Origin of the sequence: Acinetobacter sp. YH01011, from assembly GCF_013420785.1 — a bacterium.
In the GTDB taxonomy this organism is placed as follows: domain Bacteria; phylum Pseudomonadota; class Gammaproteobacteria; order Pseudomonadales; family Moraxellaceae; genus Acinetobacter; species Acinetobacter towneri.
On sequence record NZ_VOYG01000008.1, the window covers coordinates 1 to 20,832 of the forward strand.

Sequence of the window (20,832 nt, forward strand, 5' to 3'; positions counted from 1 at the left end):
TCTCTTAATGATCTTCTCGATGCTTCGTCAGCATCAAGCTAGGTCGGCTATATTACGCTTTATTTCTAAAGTGTCAACTGGTAATTTAAATTATTTTAAACTTTCTTTCTAAAACCCAACTTAATCAAGTTCAACCAAGTCATTGTTTTATCAGAAGTTTTAATCTTCATCACCGCCGATGGATGTGCATTATAGGGCAAATATTTTACCTTGCAAGACTTTTTGCAAAAGAAATATATCAGGTGTTTATTTTTTGTTCATTTTTGCTTTTTCTACACACATTTTGAGCACATTTGCTTTAATACATCGTTTCAATTAACTGTTACTATACACCCATCGGCGATATAACAGCTTTTGCTTACTCAGATTTAAGCGCTAGGATTCTTTATGTATCAACAAAAATATCTTTGGGTGTGCCTTGTTTCTTTAGGATTCATCACCTCAACACATGCGACAACGCCTTCTACTGAAGAAGTTGCTCAAGAAGAAACTACTGAAGTTATTGCGGCAGATTCATCTTCTAAAACTAAAAGTAGTCGTTTGGATGCGCTTAAAGAATTAAAAAGTGTCAAAGCCAAAGATTTAAAAGTGAATGCAAATGCTGCACAACCCGATGAAGTCAAAGATCCACTACAACCTTTGAACCGTCAAATTTATGCATTCAACGACATTCTAGATCGTAATGTCGCCCGTCCACTTGCATTGCAATATACAAAGAAAGTTCCTGGTGAAGTGCGCGGCTCATATCGTCAGTTCCGAAAAAACTTGGGTGAACCTTGGAATGCGGTTAACCAATTGATTCAAGGTCGCCCTTTACGTGCCGCAAAAACTTTAGGTCGTTTTAGCTTAAATACCATTACAACTTTAGGAATGGCTGATCCTGCACGTCGTTTAGGTTTAGACACAGAAGAAGAAAATTTTGGTACAACCTTAGGCTACTTCGGTGTCCCTTCAGGGCCTTATGTTATGTTACCAATTTACGGTCCAAGTACTTTCCGTGATGGTTTTGGCACACTTGTAGATGGTCAGGCGCGTCCGCAAAAATACATTTTAGATGACAATGACCGTTTATATTGGTCGGAGCAAGTTATGCGCGGCGTAGATACTCGCTCGCAACTCTTAGATGTAGAGCAAGTGTTACAGGGTGACAAATATGCCGCGATTCGGGATATTTACTTGCAACGTAAAAACTTTGAAATTGCGGAAAAGAAAGGACTCGATGCCGACAATATTTCGTTTGTAGATGATGAAACCGAAGAACTTTTTGATGATCAAGAAGAAATAAACCTGCCTGAAGAAAGCACAGAATAATTTGTAAAACATTTTACTCAAGGTGAGTTTTTACTTTCCTTGAGTATTCAGGCATTGCTATAGTAACGCTTTGTTTAGGTTCAGGGTCAACACAAAACTCTATGTATTTCATTCAACCCACACGTGATATTCCATATCTAGAACAGGTGCTCGACACACTTCCTAGTGTGCAAATGATTCACATAGATGACATCAGCTTGTATGACCCAACCATTATTGCAATTGCTGATGTGCAAGATTTTTTAACTCATCAATGGAATTTACCCACGATTGTATTGGCCTTTGAAGATGAAGGCACGGCATTGGTTCAAGCATGGGAACAAGGCGCTTTAGCAGGTTGGTTGTGGAGTCGTTTACCAGAAAATCCACCGCAAGCTTTACGCAAAATTGACGCACAGTATAAACGTAATCAAGACAGCCGCGACTTACCTTCTGCGGCGGAACTACAAAAAAAATTACTACCGAATCCTATCGAACTGTGCAACTACCGTGTAGATACGTTATTTAAACCTTCGGCTTATTTGTCGGGCGATTGGTTTGATTACTGGAAAATCAGTGACAAAGAAATCATGTTCTATTTGGCCGATGTGTCTGGGCATGGCGTAACCAGTAGTTTGCTGACGTCTTGGATGGCTGCATTTCATGGTCGCTCCAAAACACCGCGCGAACTGATTAAAAAGCTGAACGGTATGCTGGTTCAAGAAAATATTGAAAAGCATATCACCATGATTAGTGGGATTTTAAATATTGAAACTCATGAGCTGCGCTGGTCGAGTGCGGGGCATTATCCACCTGCCATTATTATTGAACCCAATCAAGCACCTAGGATTTTAAATACCAGTAGTTTTCCTTTGGGACTGACTGAAGATTTAAAAGTTGAGGAATTTGAGTGCGTATTAAATAAACAGGCACGGTTTATTATCTGCTCTGATGGTGCGTTAGAACCTTATAGCGGTGGTTTGAATGAACAGTTTGAACAATTGGTCTTTCACTTGCAAAATCAATCATTCCAAGCACCCGATCATGTAGCAGATGATATTGCGATCTTGAGTTTGTGTCGAACAAAATAACCAATAAATCAGCCAGTTAACTTCTCAACCCAAGATATACGACTGTAAGCCACTTGAGTCTATATAGTCGCTATGGGATAATTATCTAATCCTTCTCTGCAAATGGCATTTATATGTCAACAGGTCATGTTGAATATGCAAGTTTGAATGGAACGCATATCTTTAAGCTTTTTGGCGAAGTGCGTGCCCAATCTTGTATTAGTCTAGACAAACTACTCAGTAAAATTGAACAGCAATCTAATGTGGTGGGTGCAATTGTAGATTTAACCCAAACTACATTTATTGACAGTACAGTTTTAGGTGTATTGGCCAAGCTAGGCTTAAAACTGAAACAAATCCATAACATTCAAGCAGTTATGCTATCTACTAATCCAGACATTACTACGCTCGCCAATAGCATGGGCTTAGGACAGGTGTTTGTGATTTTAAATTACTGTGGTGACCCAACTGTCTGCACGCGTGAGCTGGTAGAAGAACACGTCACGCATAGCAATATGCTCACTACGGTATTAGATGCCCATAAAACCCTCATGAAGCTGAATGAAAACAACCAAAATATGTTCGAACCTTTGGTGAAACAGCTACAAAAAGAACAAGATAATCTCGATCAATGTGCTGAGCAAAATCAGCAGAACGCTTGATCTTCACTCAGGAATGCTTTGATGACTTTACTTTCTGTTGCTCAAATGAACTCACAAAATGATATTGAGGAAAACTTCAAAATCATTGAAACATTGATTCAACAAAGTAAAGCCGATGGTGCAGAACTGATCGTTTTTCCAGAAAACTTTGTTTGCTTTGCAGCAGGCAAACAATGCGAAACCGCGGCACAGTTTGAAAGTATTCAACAGCGTTTGGAACAGCTTGCACATCAATATCAAATCTGGATTGTGGCGGGTACATTGCCCTGCCCATATCGCCCTGATGGTTCAACAATTGCAGATGGTCGTGTGCGTACGGTCAGTTTATGTATTAGCCCAGAAAAAACTGAAGCACGTTATGACAAAATTCATTTGTTTGATGTGCAAGTTGGTGACTCTGTTGGTGGTTATCAGGAATCTAAGTTTTTTGAACCCGGCTCTGAAGTCGTTGTGGCGAAAACACCGTTTGGCAACATTGGCTTAATGGTGTGTTATGACTTGCGCTTTCCTGAATTGGCCTTAACTTTACGTGCGCAAGGCGCCAATATTTTAACTGCGCCATCGGCTTTTACTTACACCACAGGTCAAATGCATTGGCAATTGCTCTTGCAGGCGCGTGGCATGGACAGTCAATGTCAGGTTTTATGTGCAGCCCAACAAGGTTGGCATGGTGAAAAACGTCAGACTTGGGGACATTCAGGCGCTGCCAATTCACGCGGACAGTTATTGTCAATGGTGCAAGACGAAGGTACGCAACTGATTACAGTGCCCTTTGATTTAGATGAACAAAGCAAAATTCGAGAGTCGATGCCGTTAATGCAGCATCGTCGTTTATTGCAATTTTAAAATTGAATTTCAATAAAAAGGGTTGATCAACAATATAGTGATCAACTCTTTGTATTTCTTATCTTAACCTTACTTTTTAGCTATTCAGCCGCTTCATTGGTCACGCGCAGCACTTCTTCCAAAGTGGTTTTACCTGCCAATACCTTACGCAATCCATCTTCACGAATCGAACCTGATTGCTGTCGTGCATAATCTTCCAGTTCATATTCCGCGGCATTGCCATGAATCAAACGGCGCATTGCTTCATCCACAGGGACAATTTCATAAATTGCAGTCCGCCCAGTAAAACCTGTATGTGAGCAATGTTCACAGCCTTTCGGTTGCGGAAGTTTTAAATCGCTTGCATCGGTCACACTTTTAAAGAGTTCTTGTTCAAAGTCATCTGCAGCATGCCATGTGGCGCAGTGCGAACATAAGGTGCGCACTAAACGCTGTGCGATCACCCCAATTAATGAACTTGACAGCAAGAACGGCTCGATGCCCATATCTTTTAAACGGGTGACTGCACCAATGGCCGTATTGGTATGTAGGGTAGACAGTACCAAGTGACCAGTTAAGGAAGCCTGCACTGCAATTTCGGCGGTTTCTAAGTCACGAATCTCCCCCACCATCACCACATCTGGGTCTTGGCGCAGCATGGCTTTTAAAGCACGAGCGAAGGTCATATCCACTTTGGTATTGACCTGTGTTTGCCCAATCCCTTCAAGTTGATATTCAATCGGGTCTTCTGCAGTCAAAATATTTTTAGAACCGTCATTCAGGTCTGACAAAGCTGCATATAAGGTCGTAGTTTTACCCGAACCTGTCGGCCCTGTAACCAAAATAATCCCGTGTGGTCGATGTACCAGTTGCTTTAAGCGCTCATAATCATTTTGCATCAGCCCCAAGTGCGTCATGTTTAAACGACCTGCTTGCTTATCCAGCAAACGCATTACCACCCGCTCACCATGCGAAGATGGCAGCGTTGACACACGTACATCGACCTCACGACCTGCTAGTCTGAGCGAAATACGACCATCTTGAGGGATACGTTTTTCGGCAATATCCAGTTTTGCCATGACTTTAATACGTGACACCAATAAAGGCGCAAGTTCACGGCGCGGTTGCACGATTTCACGCAACTGACCATCGACCCGCAAACGGACTGACAGTTTTTTCTCAAAAGATTCGATATGAATATCCGATGCGCCAACCCGAATCGCTTCAGACAGTAAAGCATTGATTAAACGTACAATCGGTGCATCATCTTCCTGATCCATCAGGTCTTCTGCTTCAGGAACTGAATCTGCCAAACTAAGCAAGTCAGGGTGATCTTCCAATCCCGCAGCGACTTGCTGCGACTCGCCTGTATCACCTGCAAAACTGCTGCTTAATAATTGGTGAAATTCCTGATCGCTACAAAGTTGATGCTGTGCAGGATGCCCCAAAAAACGACGCGCCTCCTGAATGGCAAGCATCGGCGTATTTTCACGACGTACAATAAAGGCATGATCGCCCTCATAACGAATTAACACCCCATGGCGTTTGGCAAAGCTATACGGTATTTGTAATTGTTTCAGTACTTGCATCAGCGATTATAATAATGATGAAAAAATTTAATTTGAGTGTACTCTAAGCGTATGACAGCGTGAAGTCTGTTTTCGCTGATTTATCAAGAAAGGGATAGGCCATTGTCACAAAATCATGAGATTTCAGAAACTGATTCGGCTAAATTAAAATGGTGGGGTGACTATGAGTTTGAGCTCAATCGTCCTAAAACGTGGCAATTTGGCTCACTCTTAGTACGTTTGACCCGTGGTATGCAAGAATGGCGTTTGGAATATTATCGCCCGCAGGTTCAATACGATTATGAACAGCAATGGCATAACATTGATGATCCTGAATTTGCCTTTCCACAACCTGTGAAAATTGAACGCTATATGTTCAAATCTACACAAAGTAAATTACAGCTCATGCCTCGTTTGGCAGACCGTTCAGTGGTGATTAAACCTGTCGATCCAATTTATATTCCTGCGGGGCAACGCGGCACCTTGTATATCAGCACACCGTTGTGGATGTCTGCCTTTGTCGATGGTCAACGTGAACCCATTTTTGATTTGCCGATTATTCGCCCGAAAGATACTTGGTTTGGCCCCAATCATCGTACAGGTGAAATTTGCTATGCCACAGCAGTCGATGGCCGTACCGAATTACATCAATTAAAACCACGTGCATTTCGTGCCGTCACGCCGATTGAATTTCACAACACCAGCAATCAACAATTGCGTTTTGACCGAATGAATGTGCCTGTGCCTGCGCTGCCTTTATTTTTCAGCGAAAGTACAGGTCGTTTATGGACTTCACAAATTAAAGTGATGCATGAAGGTTTAGACCGCCCGCCACGAATTCGGATTGAAAATCGCACCCCGCCACATGCAGGTGAAGTGACCTATTTGCAACCACCGCGTGAAACGGCAGGTGCTTTATTTAATATGTTTGATTCATTTTTCTAAGAGGATGTTATGGCAGATTCCAATATTTCCAAAGAAATCACCAACAGCCTCAAAGGAATTTTTACCAGTATCAATACAGATCGTCTGACCGAAATTTTGGTCGCAATTGTATTGTCTTTGATTGGTTTCTTAATTGCACGTTTTGTTTCCAATACTTTTGTACGCACTATTGGCGCACGTTTTAATGCGCATCAACGCTTAGTTTGGCGACGCGGGATTTTTTACTTTATTTTCCTGCTGTTTGTGATGGCGAGCCTGAAAGAAGCAGGCTTTAAACTCAGCGTGTTTTTAGGTGCAGCGGGTATTTTAACCGTGGCTTTGGGTTTTGCCTCACAAACCTCGGCATCCAATTTAATTAGTGGTATGTTCCTGATTGGCGAAGGTTCTTTTGAAGTGGGCGATACCATTCAAATCACCCTGATTCGCGGACACACCATTGAAGGTGAAGTGATCTCAATTGACTTACTTTCAGTTAAATTGCTGACCCAAGACAATATTTATGTGCGTTTACCCAATGAACAATTGATTCGTGCACCCGTGCATAACTTGTCCAAGTTTCCAATCCGACGTGTGCCCATTACCCTCGCGATTAATTTTCACGAAGATATTATTAAAGTGCGTGAAGTGTTGCTCAGTGTCGCCAATCAATATCCGCTCGTGCTGTCTGACCCTAAACCCGCGGTGACAGTTACAGCTTTCCGTGAATCTTCAATTGAATTGTTGTTTGCGGTGTGGTGTCAGCAAGAAAACTTTTTAAAGGTACGTGATGAAATGCAGGAACGTATCCGTAATGGTTTCCTAGACAACCAAATCGAAATTCCTGTACCCAAAATGGGTTTTGTTGATCATCCTTTATCGCGCCCTTTAAATAATGAAGAACTTGATCAATATGCCAATGCCCAAGCACTGAAACGAGAACCTGACTTAAAGTAATCGTTTCAGTCTTCGACACTTTGCCTCTAACTAAACTTGAGGATCTGCTCAAGCTTTGGAAGACGGCGAAGTGTTGTTTTTTGCGAGATCTGGCTCAGGAATTGGGGCGATATATGCAATCAGTAGCATACCTAAACCTGCAGCAAAGAATGACAGCACGCGCATTAAAGTTCCAATATTAGATAAATCTAAAAGCACCAATTTTAAGGTCACAATCACCAAAATACTGCTGCCTAAAATCCACAAGGCACGTAATTGTTTCAGACTGGCAATCCACATGGCGATACAAGCCAAACTCACCCAAAGCAAGGTCAAACTGAGCTGCACAGTGGCATCTTGCCAAACAGCAATTTGGTTGATTGGCGTTCCCAAATACAGATGTAAGGCACGTAATAGCACATAACTACTTAGCCACAGTAAACTCAAGACCATAATTACCGCTGCCAGGCCTTGGTCTAAATGGGTTTTGCGTTGCAGATTCAACATCCACAAAATAGCCACCAACATGGCTATACTGACCAAATCAAATGGATTCAAAATAGGCAGTACATAGCCGTAAAATGCGTGTTCAGTCAACAGTTGTGAACATAGCATCCACATCAACATGAAGATTAAATTGCTACGCGCATACCAAAATTTGCGCCAATCTGAATCCGGTTGTTGCCACCAACACCACGCCGCAAAGAGCAATGGTAAAATCACCACGCTGCTATACGGATGCTGTGGTAACAGCGTTAAACTCGCCATCGCCAAAATGGGTAACAGTCCTAAACTCAGCCATTCTTTGTCGCTGCGGACAGTCCATAAAGGACGCAACCACAACACACTGAGCACGCCTGCAAACAAGGCAAATAGCAGACGTTCAGTACCCGAAACCCAATGCACCGCTCCATCATAGCTACGGCTGAATAATAAACCTGCTGCAGTGAGCGAAACTGGCGTTAGACCTAACCATTTGGGCAATAGCCATGACCATGTCGCTTGACGAGAAAGTAGTACTTCGTTGATAAGTAAATAAATGACCACCACCGCCAAAAGCGTCTGTACGGTTGCAAGTTCTCCATCAAAGTAATCTAAACCTAACCATAGCCATAAACTGGTTGCAGACAACATCATTAAACACAGTACGCTCGTGGTTGCTGTGCTCAGTTGTTGTCTGAAAGCTGCACGGCTGTTGGAAAACACCACAACCGTGGCATAACTTAGGCTCAGTACCCAATAAATACTGCGCTCGAAATAAGGCAACTCTACTAAATAATACAGCCCAGATAAGCCCGCTACGGCAAACAAACCTAGTGCCAAATAACGGCTAATTTTAGAATATTGAATAAAGGCAAAAATAAACACAGCCACGCCTTGTAATGCCCAACCAATGACACTCCATTGTTCAGGCAGTAAAATAGGTGGAATCAACACACTAAAAATCAGCATCAAACTGAAATAACTTTGTGCAATAAATTGTGTCTGCCGATGCTGTTTGGTCAGCCAATACAAACCTGCAAAAACCACCGCAAATAACAAACTAAAGGCTGCCTGCTCTGCTGTTTCTTCAAAATACATCAGATATAAACAGGCATAACCGACAATGGGTGCGCCAAAAATCAAGGCAAGGTCTAAAATAGGTTTCAGCTGAAACGTGGCGACATCTTCCTGTGCCAAAAGCTGACTAAAGCGAAAACCCAACCAAATAAAAATAGCCGCATGCGCCAAAACTAAAAGCGTTAGCACCTGCCGTTCAAAGATATAACCATGATAAAAGGCATAGCTGCCACCCACCACAACCGTCATTAAAAACGCAATTTGATTTAAATATTTCCACGGACGTAAACTACTTAAAATGGCAACCGAAATATTAATCAGCAAATAATAGGCAATAAATTCAATGGCTGTTGCATTACGAACAGGTAAAGTAAACGGTGCGAAATACGCAATCAGCATTGCCATGAGGGCAAGTTCGACTGATTGTTGTTTTAAACTCAGCCAGAGCGTGAGCAACATCACCACAATAAAACACAGACTGGCGATAGCTAAATTTGGAATGACCAAATTGTAATAGGCAAAAAATAAGGTCAGACACAGCCCAGCCAACCCCAAACCTTGCACACCCAAAGCAAAGCTGCGATTTTTGTTGCGTAACAGATAACCGAATACTGTCACTGCTGCACTCACGCCAGCAACGAACAAAAGTTTCACTGCCAAACTAAATTGCCAATGTTCAGTAGCAAAACGTAGCAGTAACACCACGCCTATGAGTAACACTACAATTGCTGCTTTTAATACAGGATTACCATGTATCAGCCATGATTGAGCTTGTTGCAATAAACTGTTACTTGATGAGCGCGACTGAGTTGCAAAAGGTGCAACAGACCTTGAGGATTTGGCTAAATCTGGAGCTGAATATTCTTGATGTAGATACTCTTGGTCTTGATATGGATAAGAAACTTGAGCTGCTTGTTCCCGAACAGAATTCGGCTCGCTCGATAATGTGGAATCAGATTGAATAGCGATGGTTTCAGGTTGAGAAGCGGTTGATATAACACCATCATCCACATTTGCCTTAACTGATGAAAGACTTGCATCAACTTCAGATGTATTGGCTAAAATATGCTCTGCGAATTGCGTTTGAACCTTTTTCTCTTGAGCATTGGTCTTTTGAGGATAGCTCTTTTGAGCATGCGCCTGAAGCTTAGCGGCACTTTGTAATTGCTGTAATTGATACAGTCCTTGCTCCAAACGCTGCAACCATCGCAACAACATAAAAATCCATGCACTTAAAGCAATAGATGTCAGTAAATACCAATCCAGCAATATTCCTAAAAAAGCAATAAAAGCGGCGATATATAAAGGAGTTTTAGAGCTTTGGCGTTGTACTTGTGACTGTGCATCCACAACCTGTTCCAGTGAGTTCTGCACTCGTCCCACAAAAAACATCACGCTGACCACCGCAGCAACTGCACAGATATAACTCAGCATCGGCACACCGAGCCACCATGCGCCAATTGAAATTATGATTAATAGCATGAACCAAATGATTCGAATTTCATTCTGCCCTGTCTGCATTGCTCTTCATTTTATTGATATTGTCATGGCTCCGATCATACAACAGACAGCACGATTCTGAATCAGGATTCATCAGCAATTCGGTAACTGTGCGTCTGCAACACTTGCCTTAAAAATCAGTTTCTGCGACAACTGCAAAAATCACGTACAATAAACTGCTTATTTGCAGAAGGAATCAATCCATGCCACCATTTGTCTTGGTCGATGGCTCATATTTTCTATTTCGTGCCTTTCACGCACTACCACCATTAACCACGTCAACTGGTTTACATACCAATGCTATTCGTGGCGCGATCTCTGCGATTCAAAAGTTGATGCGTCGTACTCAGCCTACTCACATGGCGGTAATTTTTGATACGCCTGAGCCGACTTTCCGTCACGAACTATCGCCAATTTATAAAGGTGACCGCCCAAGTATGCCTGAGGAACTTTCTCAGCAAATTCCATACTTACATGCTTTAATTCGTGCTTTGGGTATTCCACTTTACATGCTACCAGGCGCAGAAGCCGATGATATTATTGGAACTTTAGCCAAACGTGCCGAAGCCGAAGGACAGCAAGTACTGATTTCTACGGGCGATAAAGACATGGCGCAGTTGGTGACTGAAAAAGTTACCCTTGAAGACAGCTTCAAAGAAAAGCCAATGGATATTCAGGCTGTATTTGACAAGTTTGGCGTATGGCCGCATCAAATTATTGATTATCTGACCCTCATGGGTGATGCTTCCGATGGTATTATGGGCGTGCCCGGCATTGGCGCCAAAACTGCTGCAAAACTACTGACCGAATATGGCTCGATTGGTGCGATTTTAGAAAATGTCGATCATATTAAAGGCAAAGTCGGACAAAATATTAAAGACAATGCCGATGGCATCGCGCTAGATCATCAACTCGCCAGCATTGTTTGTGACCTTGATCTGAACTTTGGTTATGCCGATCTAAAACTACAAGACCCTAATGTTGAAGCCTTACGCAATTTATATACCGAGCTAGAATTCCGTAATCAATTACAATCGCTCGATCATCCAAATAATCCAAATAACAGCAATTATAAACAAGCTGCAAAAACAGTCGCCGCACCGACAGCCAATGAAATTGAAACTGAAGATCAAGCCACGCAAAGCAGTGTTGATGATCAACTCGGTGCAGCAACATACCACACCATTTTAGATCAGGCGCATTGGGATGCTTTGCTGCAACGCTTGCAAACTGCACAGCGTTTTGCCTTTGATACAGAAACCACCAGTCTGGATTATCGCGTTGCAGAAATTGTTGGTTTTTCTATCGCGTTCGATGCCAAAGATGCCTATTACGTACCTTTGGCGCATGATTATGAGGGCGCACCACAGCAGCTCAACCGTGATCAGGTTTTGGCACAAATCAAACCTATTTTAGAAAATAATGCGGTGGATAAAATTGGGCATCATTTAAAATATGATGCGCATGTGCTTGAAAATCACGGTATTCATTTACAAGGTTGGTATTTCGATACCATGTTGGCATCTTATGTGCTTAACTCTGTCGCAACCCGTCACGGCATGGATGATGTGGCACGCTTATATTTAAGCCACCTGACCACATCTTATGAGCAAATTGCAGGCAAAGGCGTCAAGCAAAAAACTTTCAATCAAATTGAAATTGAAACGGCTGCGCACTACGCTGCAGAAGATGCGCATATTACGTATCGTTTATATGAAGTGCTGTCTGCGAAGCTACAAAAGCATCCTGAATTGGTCAATATTTTGCACAACATCGAAATGCCTGTGGCGCGTGTGCTGACCAGTATGGAAGAAAATGGCATTCAGCTTGATCTGAAATTTTTAGATCAATTGGGTGTCGATTTTTCCCAAACCATGCAAGATTTGGAAAACCAAATTGTAGAATTGGCAGGTGAAAACTTTAATGTCAGCTCACCGAAACAAGTGGGCGAAATCCTGTTTGATAAACTCGGACTCAAAGGCGGCAAGAAAACCGCAACAGGTCAATACAGTACCAGTGAAAGTGTTTTGGAAAAAATTGAGCATCCGATCAGTAGTTTAATTTTAGACTACCGTGGTTTATCTAAACTCAAAAGCACCTATACCGATGGCTTACTGAAGCAAGCCAACAACGATACGCATCGAGTGCATACCAGTTATCACCAAGCTTTGACTGCAACAGGGCGTTTATCTTCTACTGATCCAAACTTACAAAACATTCCAATTCGTACTGAAATTGGTCGTCAAATTCGTAAAGCCTTTGTCGCACCTGAAGGTCGCGTGTTGTTGGCAGCCGACTACTCGCAAATCGAATTGCGTTTAATGGCACATTTTTCACAAGATGATGCCCTACTCGATGCCTTTAACCATGGACAAGACGTGCACCGCCGTACTGCGGCAGAAGTCTTGGGTATTGCCTTAGAAGACGTAACCTCAGATCAGCGTCGTCAGGCCAAAGCTGTAAACTTCGGTCTGCTCTACGGCATGTCGGAATTTGGCTTAATTCGTCAGCTTGGGTTTACCCGTGAAGAATCACAAAACTACATCAAGCAATACTTCCAGCGTTATCCGGGCATTTATGAATATATGCAACGTACCCGCCAAGTCGCGCTAGAACAAGGTTTTGTAGAAACTATTTTAGGTCGTCGCCTCTATACGCCAGATATTGCTGCACGTAATATGATGGTACGTAAAGCGGCAGAACGTGCGGCAATTAACGCGCCATTACAAGGCTCTGCAGCTGATATTATTAAAATGGCGATGATTGAAGTCGACAAAATGTTACCGCAAGCGCAAGCCAAAATGTTGCTGCAAGTACACGATGAATTGGTATTTGAAGTCGATGCAGATGCGGCAGATGAGCTCGCGCCGAAGTTGGCAGAAGTCATGCAATCTGTGGTGGAAATTTCTGTACCATTGGTGGTGGAAGTCGGAAAAGGCAATAACTGGGATGAAGCGCACTAAAGTCGTTGCGCTCTCTTTTTTCAGCACCTTCCTTCGCCTAGAAGGAGGTCAGGATGCAGGTTATTTGTATTTCTGAAGACTCATTAAGGTCGTCAGCCCAAACTTAAACTACAAAAAAAGGACTCGATTTGAGTCCTTTTTAATGTTTTAGGATAATGCGACTTATAAGCCAGTCAGCAATACAATCGCTACCTGATTCATAATAATTTCAGCGATATATAAAGCCAAAAATGCAATAATTGGCGACAAATCAATCATGCCCATGTTCGGCAATAAACGACGAAATGGTGCTAATAACGGCTCAGCCAACTCTTGAATCACCTCAATATACGGGCCACGAGATTGAGTAAACATCACCACCCAACTCAAAATAATGGTGGCAAAAATCAAATAACGACAGAAACGGATTAAATCCTGAATCATGGTCACAAAAGTCAGAATCAGTAAGTGAATTGGACTATTCGGCATCGCACCATTGAGATACATAACACCAAAAATTTTGAGTAGATACAACACCACCAACAAAGCCAAGGCTGCAGAGTTAACTCGACCTTTGCCAACCGTTGGAAAAATACGTCCAAATACATCTACAATTTTGGTGGCTTTAATGGTTGAAAGCACCACAGGGTTATAAGGACTCACCGCTGCCAATTGCATTAAGAAACGGAAGAATACGAGCAAAATCGCTACGTTAATGATAATGCCAAAAATTAGCGCAGAATTTGCACCCATACTTAAACTTTCCTAAAATTTAAATTCATTGTTTTTCAATAATTAAATACTATCACTCAACTCTTGCGCTAATTCTTGACTACGCGTTTTAGCAGCAGCCAATGCCGCCTGAATATTTTGTGAAATTTGCGCATGATCAAACACTTCAATTGCCGCTTGGGTCGTGCCATTTGGTGAAGTTACATTTTTGCGTAATTCTGCAGGTGTATTCGAGCTGGTAATTGCCATTTGTGCTGCACCCAAAGCAGTTTGTAACGTCAGTGCTGTCGCCACTTTTTCATCTAAACCTAAGTTCTTGCCTGCACGAATCATACTTTCCATCAAATAGAAGAAATATGCTGGCCCTGAACCAGATACTGCAGTCACAGCATCAATTTGCGCCTCAGAGTTTACCCAAATAGTTAAACCTGTCGCTGCCAAAACCTGACTTGCCAATTCACGGTCAGTGCTATTGACCTGTTCGGTTGCATACAAACCATGTGCACCTGTTTGCACCAAAGCAGGCGTATTTGGCATTACCCGCACTACACGTTCTGTACGTAATAACTCAGAAATCGTGGCAATTTCTGCGCCCGCAACAATCGAAATCACCAGCTTATCTTCAAACTGACCGTGCAATGGACGCAATACTTGTGCCAAAACCTGTGGTTTGACTGCAAATACCACAATATCTGCATCTGCAATCGCGGCCAAATTATCCTCAGTGACATGCACATCTTTTTCTTTTAATAATTCACGCACTTGTTCTACAGGGTCTGAAACTGTAATACGGGTTGGCGGCAAACCTCTGGCAATCAAACCACCAATCAAGGCTTGCGCCATGTTGCCACCGCCAATGAAACTAATATTACAATTCAATACTGCACTCATGATTCACGCTCTTCGTTGAGTTCTTTGTCGTTAAGAGACTAAATTCGGTTGCCATCCATCTGCGACACAATAGTCCGACTGTGCAAGCCAAAAGCCTTTGGGGCTAAAAACGCCTAGCATAACATTATCTAGGCTTAATATTTGAATTGTATGACGCGTCCACGGAAAAATTTGTGCTTCCTGAATGGCTTTTTTCAGTGGCCATGTGCCCACCCGACCATACAAATGAATTTTTTCACCACCCAAACGTGGCCGTAAAGTTAACGGACGATTCAGCAAAGTTGCAGATAAACCGACTTTGGCTTGTTGCAGTTGATAACAGCCAGACCACACTTGAAAAGTCTGATCTGCCTGCAAACATAACACTTGTTCTTCTGCCTCAAAATGTTCTGCAGCTAAATACTCCGCTTTCGGCAAACGAAATAATTGTTGCTGATAACGCAGATAATAATAATCCTGACAATGTAACGCCGCTTGCGCATCAGCTTTGGCCTGAATCACTTCTCGCTGCAAACGCTCGACCATATCAAAACTTGGACGATATTGCGCTTGTCCTTTCATCCATGCCGATAATAGCTGACGTTGCCGTGACAAAGACAATTGTTGTAACTGAATTAAATTCAACTGCGAGTCTGTGCCACATGCAGCTAAATCCTGCGCCAAAACTTCTGCCAAAATGTTTTCAGTATCTTGCATCAAGTTTGCAGTACGCGTCACAGCTTGCTGCATTTTAGGAAAACGCTGTTGCACGACAGGCCACAATATTTCTCTTGCCCAAGCTCGGTCATAATGCACATCCTGATTGCTTGGGTCTTGCACATAATCGAGCTTTAATTCAGCACTCCATTGGCAAATCTGCTCACGCGAAATATCCAATAACGGACGCCAAATACTGATGTCATCACGCACATCGACAGCTTGCATGGCAGCAAGTCCTTGCACACCTGCGCCTGAAAACAAACGCAGCAATACGGTTTCTGCCTGATCTTGCTGATGATGCGCCAATACTAGAACTTCGTTGCTATCTAAGTGCTGCATATAGGCCTGATAACGCGCCTGACGTGCCTGATTTTCTAAATTACCCTCAGACACACTGACTTTTTGCAGCACACACGGCACATTTAAATTTTGGCAGGTGGCTTGCACCAATGTGCCCCACGCTGCGCTTGGACTTTGCAATTGGTGATCAATATAAATCGCGCGTACTTTTTCAGGGCACAAAAACGACAAAAGATGCAGTAGCAGCATGGAATCCATGCCGCCACTACATCCGATTAAAAATTTTGTCTGTGCAGAAAAAGCCTGTAATTGGCTTAAGACGCTAGACCTAAATTGTCGCTGCCAAACTTCATTAAACGCTGGTAACGTTCTTCGCATCGTTGTGTTGCATCCATCGCTTGCAATTCATCCAAAGCTTCTTTTAACACATTTTTCAGACTGTGCATGACTTGTTCAGGGTTTAAATGCGCACCCTCACCTTCATCAACCACGTATTCTACAATACCAATCTTTTGCAGTTTTTCTGCAGTCAATGCCAATGCTTCACTGGCTTGTTCGGCTTTTTCTGCAGTTTTCCACAGAATAGACGCACAACCTTCTGGTGAAATAACAGAGTAAATACTGTGTGACAACATTACCACACGGTCAGCCACGCCAATACCCAACGCACCGCCTGAACCACCTTCGCCCAATACTGTAGCAATTACAGGTACTTTTAAGTTCGACAATTGCGCTAAGCTGGTCGCAATCGCTTCTGCCTGACCACGTTCCTCTGCACCTACACCTGGGTATGCACCCATCGTATCAACAAAAGTGAAAACTGGCAGATTAAAACGCTCTGCCATATCCATAAGACGCTGTGCCTTACGGTAGCCTTCTGGATTACACATCCCGAAGTTGTGTTGTAATTTTTCGCGGGTACTGCGACCACGATGTTGACCTATCACCATGACAGGCTGACCATCAAAGCGTGCCAATCCACCGATCATTGCACCATCATCACCAAATAAACGATCGCCATGTAAGGCATCAAATTCAGTGAAAATTTCACCCACATAGTCTAGAAATTGCGGACGTTCAGGATGACGTGCAATTTGCACGGTTTTCCATGCTTTAGATTGAGCAGCTTTTTTCATAAGTCGACTGTTATCCCTAAATTAACCAAATCTTAATCGACAAATTGTTCCGACTGAATATTCAATTCAATGTCCCAATTCTTGAATTGCACTTGTTCATCGTGCAATTCAGCGACAAGCAATGGCCATTGTTTGGCATCACCCGACACGCTGAGCTGCCATTGTTGCGCATTGCGGATGCTTAATTCAATGGCAGGAAGCATCGCATCGCTACGACTTGCGTTGACCAAAACTGCAAGGCGAAGCAACAAACTTAAGTAAACAATTTTATTGCCACCCGCTTTCAGTGCTTCTGTTTTCGCGTCTTGGCGCAACTTTCGACGATGGTTGCCGACCAAATGCGAGAGATAGTTTTGGTCAATTTGTGAGAAACCGGGAATGTCCGAATGTTGCAATAAATATGCACCGTGACGATGATAACTGCTGTGACTGATGGCTAAACCAATTTCATGTAGGTACGCAGCACGACGCAATAAGTCACTATCTTCGTTATTTAATTTTAATGATTCTGCCACGCTGTCAAATAAATGTTGCGCAGTTTTCACCACACGTCCAGCCTGTTTCGGGTCTGAGTTATAACGCCCCATCAAGGCCTGTACACTGCGATCACGAATGTCTTCATGCTGGAAACGTCCCAACAAGTCATACATTACGCCTTCACGCAAAGCCCCATCGGAATACACCAGTTTATCGATATCTAATACATCAAATACCGCATATAAAATTGCCAAACCTGCTGGCAAAACTGCTCGACGGTCTTCTTTTAGACCATCAAATTCCATTTCTGATACGTGTTTAAACTTGAGCAAACGGTCTTTGAGTTTTTCTAAACCTTCACGAGTCAGATTTTCCTGCTCATTGCTCCAGCCCATATTTACCGTAATTTGACGACAGGCTTTAATGGTACCGCTCGAACCTGCAACGGTATCCCAACCTGCTTCTTTATAAGTATTGGCAATCGAATACAGTTCTTTACGCGCTGCAACCACTGCTTTTTCAAAACTGCTCTTGCTAATTTCACCATCGGCAAAATAGGCTTTGGTATAGGCCACACAGCCCATTTGTAAAGATTCGGTATGAATTGGCTCAAATTCTTCGCCAATAATCAACTCTGTCGAACCACCGCCAATGTCAATTACCAAACGACGACCACTATTTGCCATCGTGTGCGATACGCCTAAATAAATTAAACGGGCTTCTTCACGCCCTGCAATAATTTCAATAGGTTTAGGCAAAATTTCTGCGGCTTTTTGAATAAACTCATGTCCATTTTTGGCCTGACGCAATGCGTTGGTTGCCACAATACGCAAACGGTTTGACTGCACCGCAGTTAAACGTCCCACAAAACGCGCCAAACATGCCAAACCACGTTGTTGAGCAGCTTCGGTCAAATTCTTATTTTCATCTAAACCTGCGGCCAACTGTACTTTTTCTGACATTGATGCCACTTTTTTTACTTCACCATGATCCACCCGTGCAATTGCCAAGTGGAAACTATTCGACCCCATATCGATGGCTGCGAGTAACTCTTCATCAATTAAAAAATCAGACATTCTTCAAACAAACCTAGACAGAATTGTGCCTAGAGTAATTCACATACACCTAATTTAAAAGCCATTTATCAGCACAATTTGACGACTATTTAAATTTTCTGCATATATGACAATTGTGTTACAGAATTAGCATTTTCGTTTAGCGTTATCGTCACGATCAATTAGACAAATTTGTATTTTGAGTGGAAAATCCACAGATTCCCCTACTTTGTTCAAGATGGCTATGTAATACTAACTAAAGCTATCTTAAAAATTATTTGGAGCGTAATCCATGTCTGGCAACATCGTAAACACCACTGATGCAAACTTCGAAGCAGATGTTCTTCAATCGGATACTCCTGTATTGGTTGACTTCTGGGCTGGCTGGTGTGCGCCATGTAAAGCAATTGCACCTGTACTTGAAGTACTTGCAGACGAATACCAAGGCAAAGTTAAAATTGTAAAAGTTGATGTAACTTCTTGCGAACAAACTGCAGTGAACTACAACATCCGTAATATTCCAGCATTATTGATGTTCAAAAATGGTGAAGTGGTTGCACAGCAAGTCGGTGCAGCACCTAAATCTAAATTGACTGCGTTTATTGACGAAAATATCTAAGTCGATTGATCCATCGTCTATTTATAGAGATGATGAAAAAAAATACGCCACGCATTGGCGTATTTTTTTTGCCTACAAATTGACAAGTAGACGTTTCTCTCTTATATTGCATGCTCAGGAAACGCAGGATCTTTCATCCTCTTTCTGAAAAGACACAACACAAAAATGCCGCTCGGCAACAGAAATTGTTTTTCACATTTTTCAATCAAACAATGAATCAGTGCTCTGAATCGTTATTGTGCAAATACAATTGCTTTCATTTTATTGTATGAATGCGGCTAAATGTTGCTCCCTCTCTAACCTGTACCCCAGAATTTTAATTCTATCAGAACCTCTATGAATTTAACCGAACTCAAGAAAAAACCGATTGGCGAACTCATCAAGATTGCCGAGTTTATGGGCCTTGAAGGAATGGCGCGTAACCGCAAGCAAGACATTATTTTTGCCATCTTAAAGCGCCATGCCATGAATGGTGAAGAGATTTTTGGTGATGGCGTTCTAGAAATTCTCTCTGATGGTTTTGGTTTCTTACGCTCAGCTGCAGGTTCATACCTTGCTGGCCCAGATGATATTTATGTCAGCCCTTCGCAAATTCGTCGCTTTAACCTGCGCACGGGTGACACCATTACAGGTACGATTCGTCCACCAAAAGAAGGCGAACGTTATTTTGCTTTGCTCAAAGTCAATCAAATTAACTATGACACCCCTGAAAATTCACGTAATAAAATCTTATTTGAAAACTTAACCCCGCTTTTCCCAACAGAACAGTTGGTGATGGAGTTAGGTAATGGAACAACTGAAGACTTAACTGCACGTGTGGTAGATTTGGTTGCGCCAATTGGTAAAGGTCAGCGTTCAATTATTGTGGCTCCGCCTAAAGCGGGTAAAACCATGTTGCTACAAAACATCGCTCAGTCGATTGTTCGTAACAACCCAGAAGTGTTCTTGATTGTACTTCTCATTGATGAACGCCCTGAAGAAGTGACTGAAATGGAACGCACCGTGCGCGGTGAAGTGATTGCATCAACATTTGATGAGTCACCTGCTCGTCACGTTCAAGTTGCAGAAATGGTCATTGAAAAAGCCAAGCGTTTAGTTGAACATAAAAAAGACGTGGTGATTTTACTGGATTCGATTACCCGTTTGGCACGCGCCTACAACACTGTCGTACCTTCTTCAGGCAAGGTTTTAACAGGTGGTGTTGATGCGCACGCTTTAGAACGTCCAAAACGCTTCTTTGGTGCTGCACGTAATATTGAAGAAGGTGGTTCTCTAACCATTATTTCAACTGCACTGATTGAAACTGGCAGTAAAATGGATGAAGTGATTTACGAAGAGTTTAAAGGTACAGGCAACCAAGAGATTACCTTAGACCGTCGTATTGCAGAAAAACGTGTTTTCCCTGCCATGAACATCAAAAAATCAGGTACACGTCGTGAAGAGCGCTTAATGAGTGAAGATAATTTGCGTAAAGTTTGGATTTTGCGTAAATTGTTACACACTCAAGATGAATTGGCAGCAATGGAATTCTTGCTTGATCGCATGAAAGAAACCAAAACTAATGACGACTTCTTTGATCAAATGAAACGTAAAGCAGCCAATTAAACGGCTATAAATATTAGAACACCTAAAAAAGTCATCTTAAAACG

General features: G+C 42.5%; 16 protein-coding genes. 9 read left to right on the top strand and 7 right to left on the bottom strand.

All coding sequences use genetic code 11. The features are described from left to right. Positions 1–387 precede the first annotated feature (387 nt). From FTT78_RS06795 to FTT78_RS06810, 4 genes are all read left to right on the top strand, one after another. A complete protein-coding gene (locus FTT78_RS06795; protein WP_180043986.1) occupies positions 388–1,311 on the top strand; it encodes a VacJ family lipoprotein in 924 nt (307 codons plus the stop codon). Positions 1,312–1,412: 101 nt separating this feature from the next. Continuing rightward, entirely contained in the window at positions 1,413–2,381 is a 969-nt protein-coding gene (gene gigA / locus FTT78_RS06800; protein ID WP_180043984.1) for an RsbU family protein phosphatase GigA, read from the top strand. 113 nt (positions 2,382–2,494) lie between these two features. Further along, positions 2,495–3,022: an anti-anti-sigma factor GigB gene (gene gigB, locus FTT78_RS06805; RefSeq protein WP_004975187.1), complete on the top strand. Its 528-nt coding sequence runs from the start codon at positions 2,495–2,497 to the stop codon at positions 3,020–3,022. Positions 3,023–3,043: 21 nt separating this feature from the next. Continuing rightward, complete coding sequence (locus FTT78_RS06810; RefSeq protein ID WP_180043982.1) at positions 3,044–3,868, top strand: carbon-nitrogen hydrolase family protein; 825 nt, start codon at positions 3,044–3,046, stop codon at positions 3,866–3,868. Positions 3,869–3,948: 80 nt separating this feature from the next. Here FTT78_RS06810 and gspE read toward each other — a convergent pair whose 3' ends face one another. Continuing rightward, positions 3,949–5,436 carry a type II secretion system ATPase GspE gene (gene gspE / locus FTT78_RS06815; protein ID WP_004975184.1) on the bottom strand — a complete coding sequence of 496 codons (1,488 nt, stop codon included), beginning with the start codon at positions 5,434–5,436 and terminating at the stop codon, positions 3,949–3,951. 102 nt (positions 5,437–5,538) lie between these two features. Between gspE and FTT78_RS06820 the strand changes: the two genes are divergently transcribed. Then, on the top strand, positions 5,539–6,360 hold the full coding sequence (locus FTT78_RS06820; RefSeq protein ID WP_004975182.1) for a hypothetical protein: 822 nt from the start codon (positions 5,539–5,541) through the stop codon (positions 6,358–6,360). A gap of 9 nt (positions 6,361–6,369) precedes the next feature. Then, entirely contained in the window at positions 6,370–7,293 is a 924-nt protein-coding gene (locus tag FTT78_RS06825) for a mechanosensitive ion channel family protein (RefSeq protein ID WP_096902425.1), read from the top strand. A 48-nt stretch (positions 7,294–7,341) separates the two neighbouring features. Here FTT78_RS06825 and FTT78_RS06830 read toward each other — a convergent pair whose 3' ends face one another. Continuing rightward, complete coding sequence (locus tag FTT78_RS06830) at positions 7,342–10,353, bottom strand: DUF2339 domain-containing protein (RefSeq protein WP_154320388.1); 3,012 nt, start codon at positions 10,351–10,353, stop codon at positions 7,342–7,344. A 182-nt stretch (positions 10,354–10,535) separates the two neighbouring features. On the opposite strand from FTT78_RS06830, the gene polA reads away from it, so the two are divergent. Beyond that, entirely contained in the window at positions 10,536–13,295 is a 2,760-nt protein-coding gene (polA, locus tag FTT78_RS06835) for a DNA polymerase I (RefSeq protein ID WP_179990512.1), read from the top strand. A 162-nt stretch (positions 13,296–13,457) separates the two neighbouring features. Here the strand turns inward: polA and FTT78_RS06840 are convergent, their stop codons facing one another. From FTT78_RS06840 to ppx, 5 genes are read right to left on the bottom strand one after another with little or no spacing between them, the layout of a single operon-like run. Beyond that, on the bottom strand, positions 13,458–14,027 hold the full coding sequence (locus FTT78_RS06840) for a YggT family protein (RefSeq protein WP_004975174.1): 570 nt from the start codon (positions 14,025–14,027) through the stop codon (positions 13,458–13,460). Positions 14,028–14,069: 42 nt separating this feature from the next. Next, the gene (gene proC / locus FTT78_RS06845; RefSeq protein ID WP_096902428.1) at positions 14,070–14,897 is read right to left on the bottom strand and encodes a pyrroline-5-carboxylate reductase; all 828 of its coding nucleotides are present in this window, start codon (positions 14,895–14,897) and stop codon (positions 14,070–14,072) included. A 30-nt stretch (positions 14,898–14,927) separates the two neighbouring features. Then, positions 14,928–16,274, bottom strand: a complete 1,347-nt coding sequence (gene tilS, locus FTT78_RS06850; protein ID WP_104852453.1) for a tRNA lysidine(34) synthetase TilS — start codon at positions 16,272–16,274, stop codon at positions 14,928–14,930. After that, positions 16,211–17,032: an acetyl-CoA carboxylase carboxyltransferase subunit alpha gene (locus FTT78_RS06855; RefSeq protein ID WP_004975170.1), complete on the bottom strand. Its 822-nt coding sequence runs from the start codon at positions 17,030–17,032 to the stop codon at positions 16,211–16,213. Before FTT78_RS06855 ends, tilS begins: the two co-directional genes overlap by 64 nt. A 32-nt stretch (positions 17,033–17,064) precedes the next feature. Then, on the bottom strand, positions 17,065–18,585 hold the full coding sequence (gene ppx, locus FTT78_RS06860) for an exopolyphosphatase (protein ID WP_004975167.1): 1,521 nt from the start codon (positions 18,583–18,585) through the stop codon (positions 17,065–17,067). Positions 18,586–18,856: 271 nt separating this feature from the next. Here ppx and trxA point away from each other — a divergent pair, with 271 nt between their 5' ends. Together trxA and rho are read left to right on the top strand one after the other, a co-directional pair. Then, positions 18,857–19,183: a thioredoxin gene (gene trxA, locus FTT78_RS06865; protein WP_004975164.1), complete on the top strand. Its 327-nt coding sequence runs from the start codon at positions 18,857–18,859 to the stop codon at positions 19,181–19,183. 336 nt (positions 19,184–19,519) lie between these two features. Further along, the gene (gene rho / locus FTT78_RS06870) at positions 19,520–20,788 is read left to right on the top strand and encodes a transcription termination factor Rho (protein ID WP_004975162.1); all 1,269 of its coding nucleotides are present in this window, start codon (positions 19,520–19,522) and stop codon (positions 20,786–20,788) included. Positions 20,789–20,832: the final 44 nt, after the last annotated feature.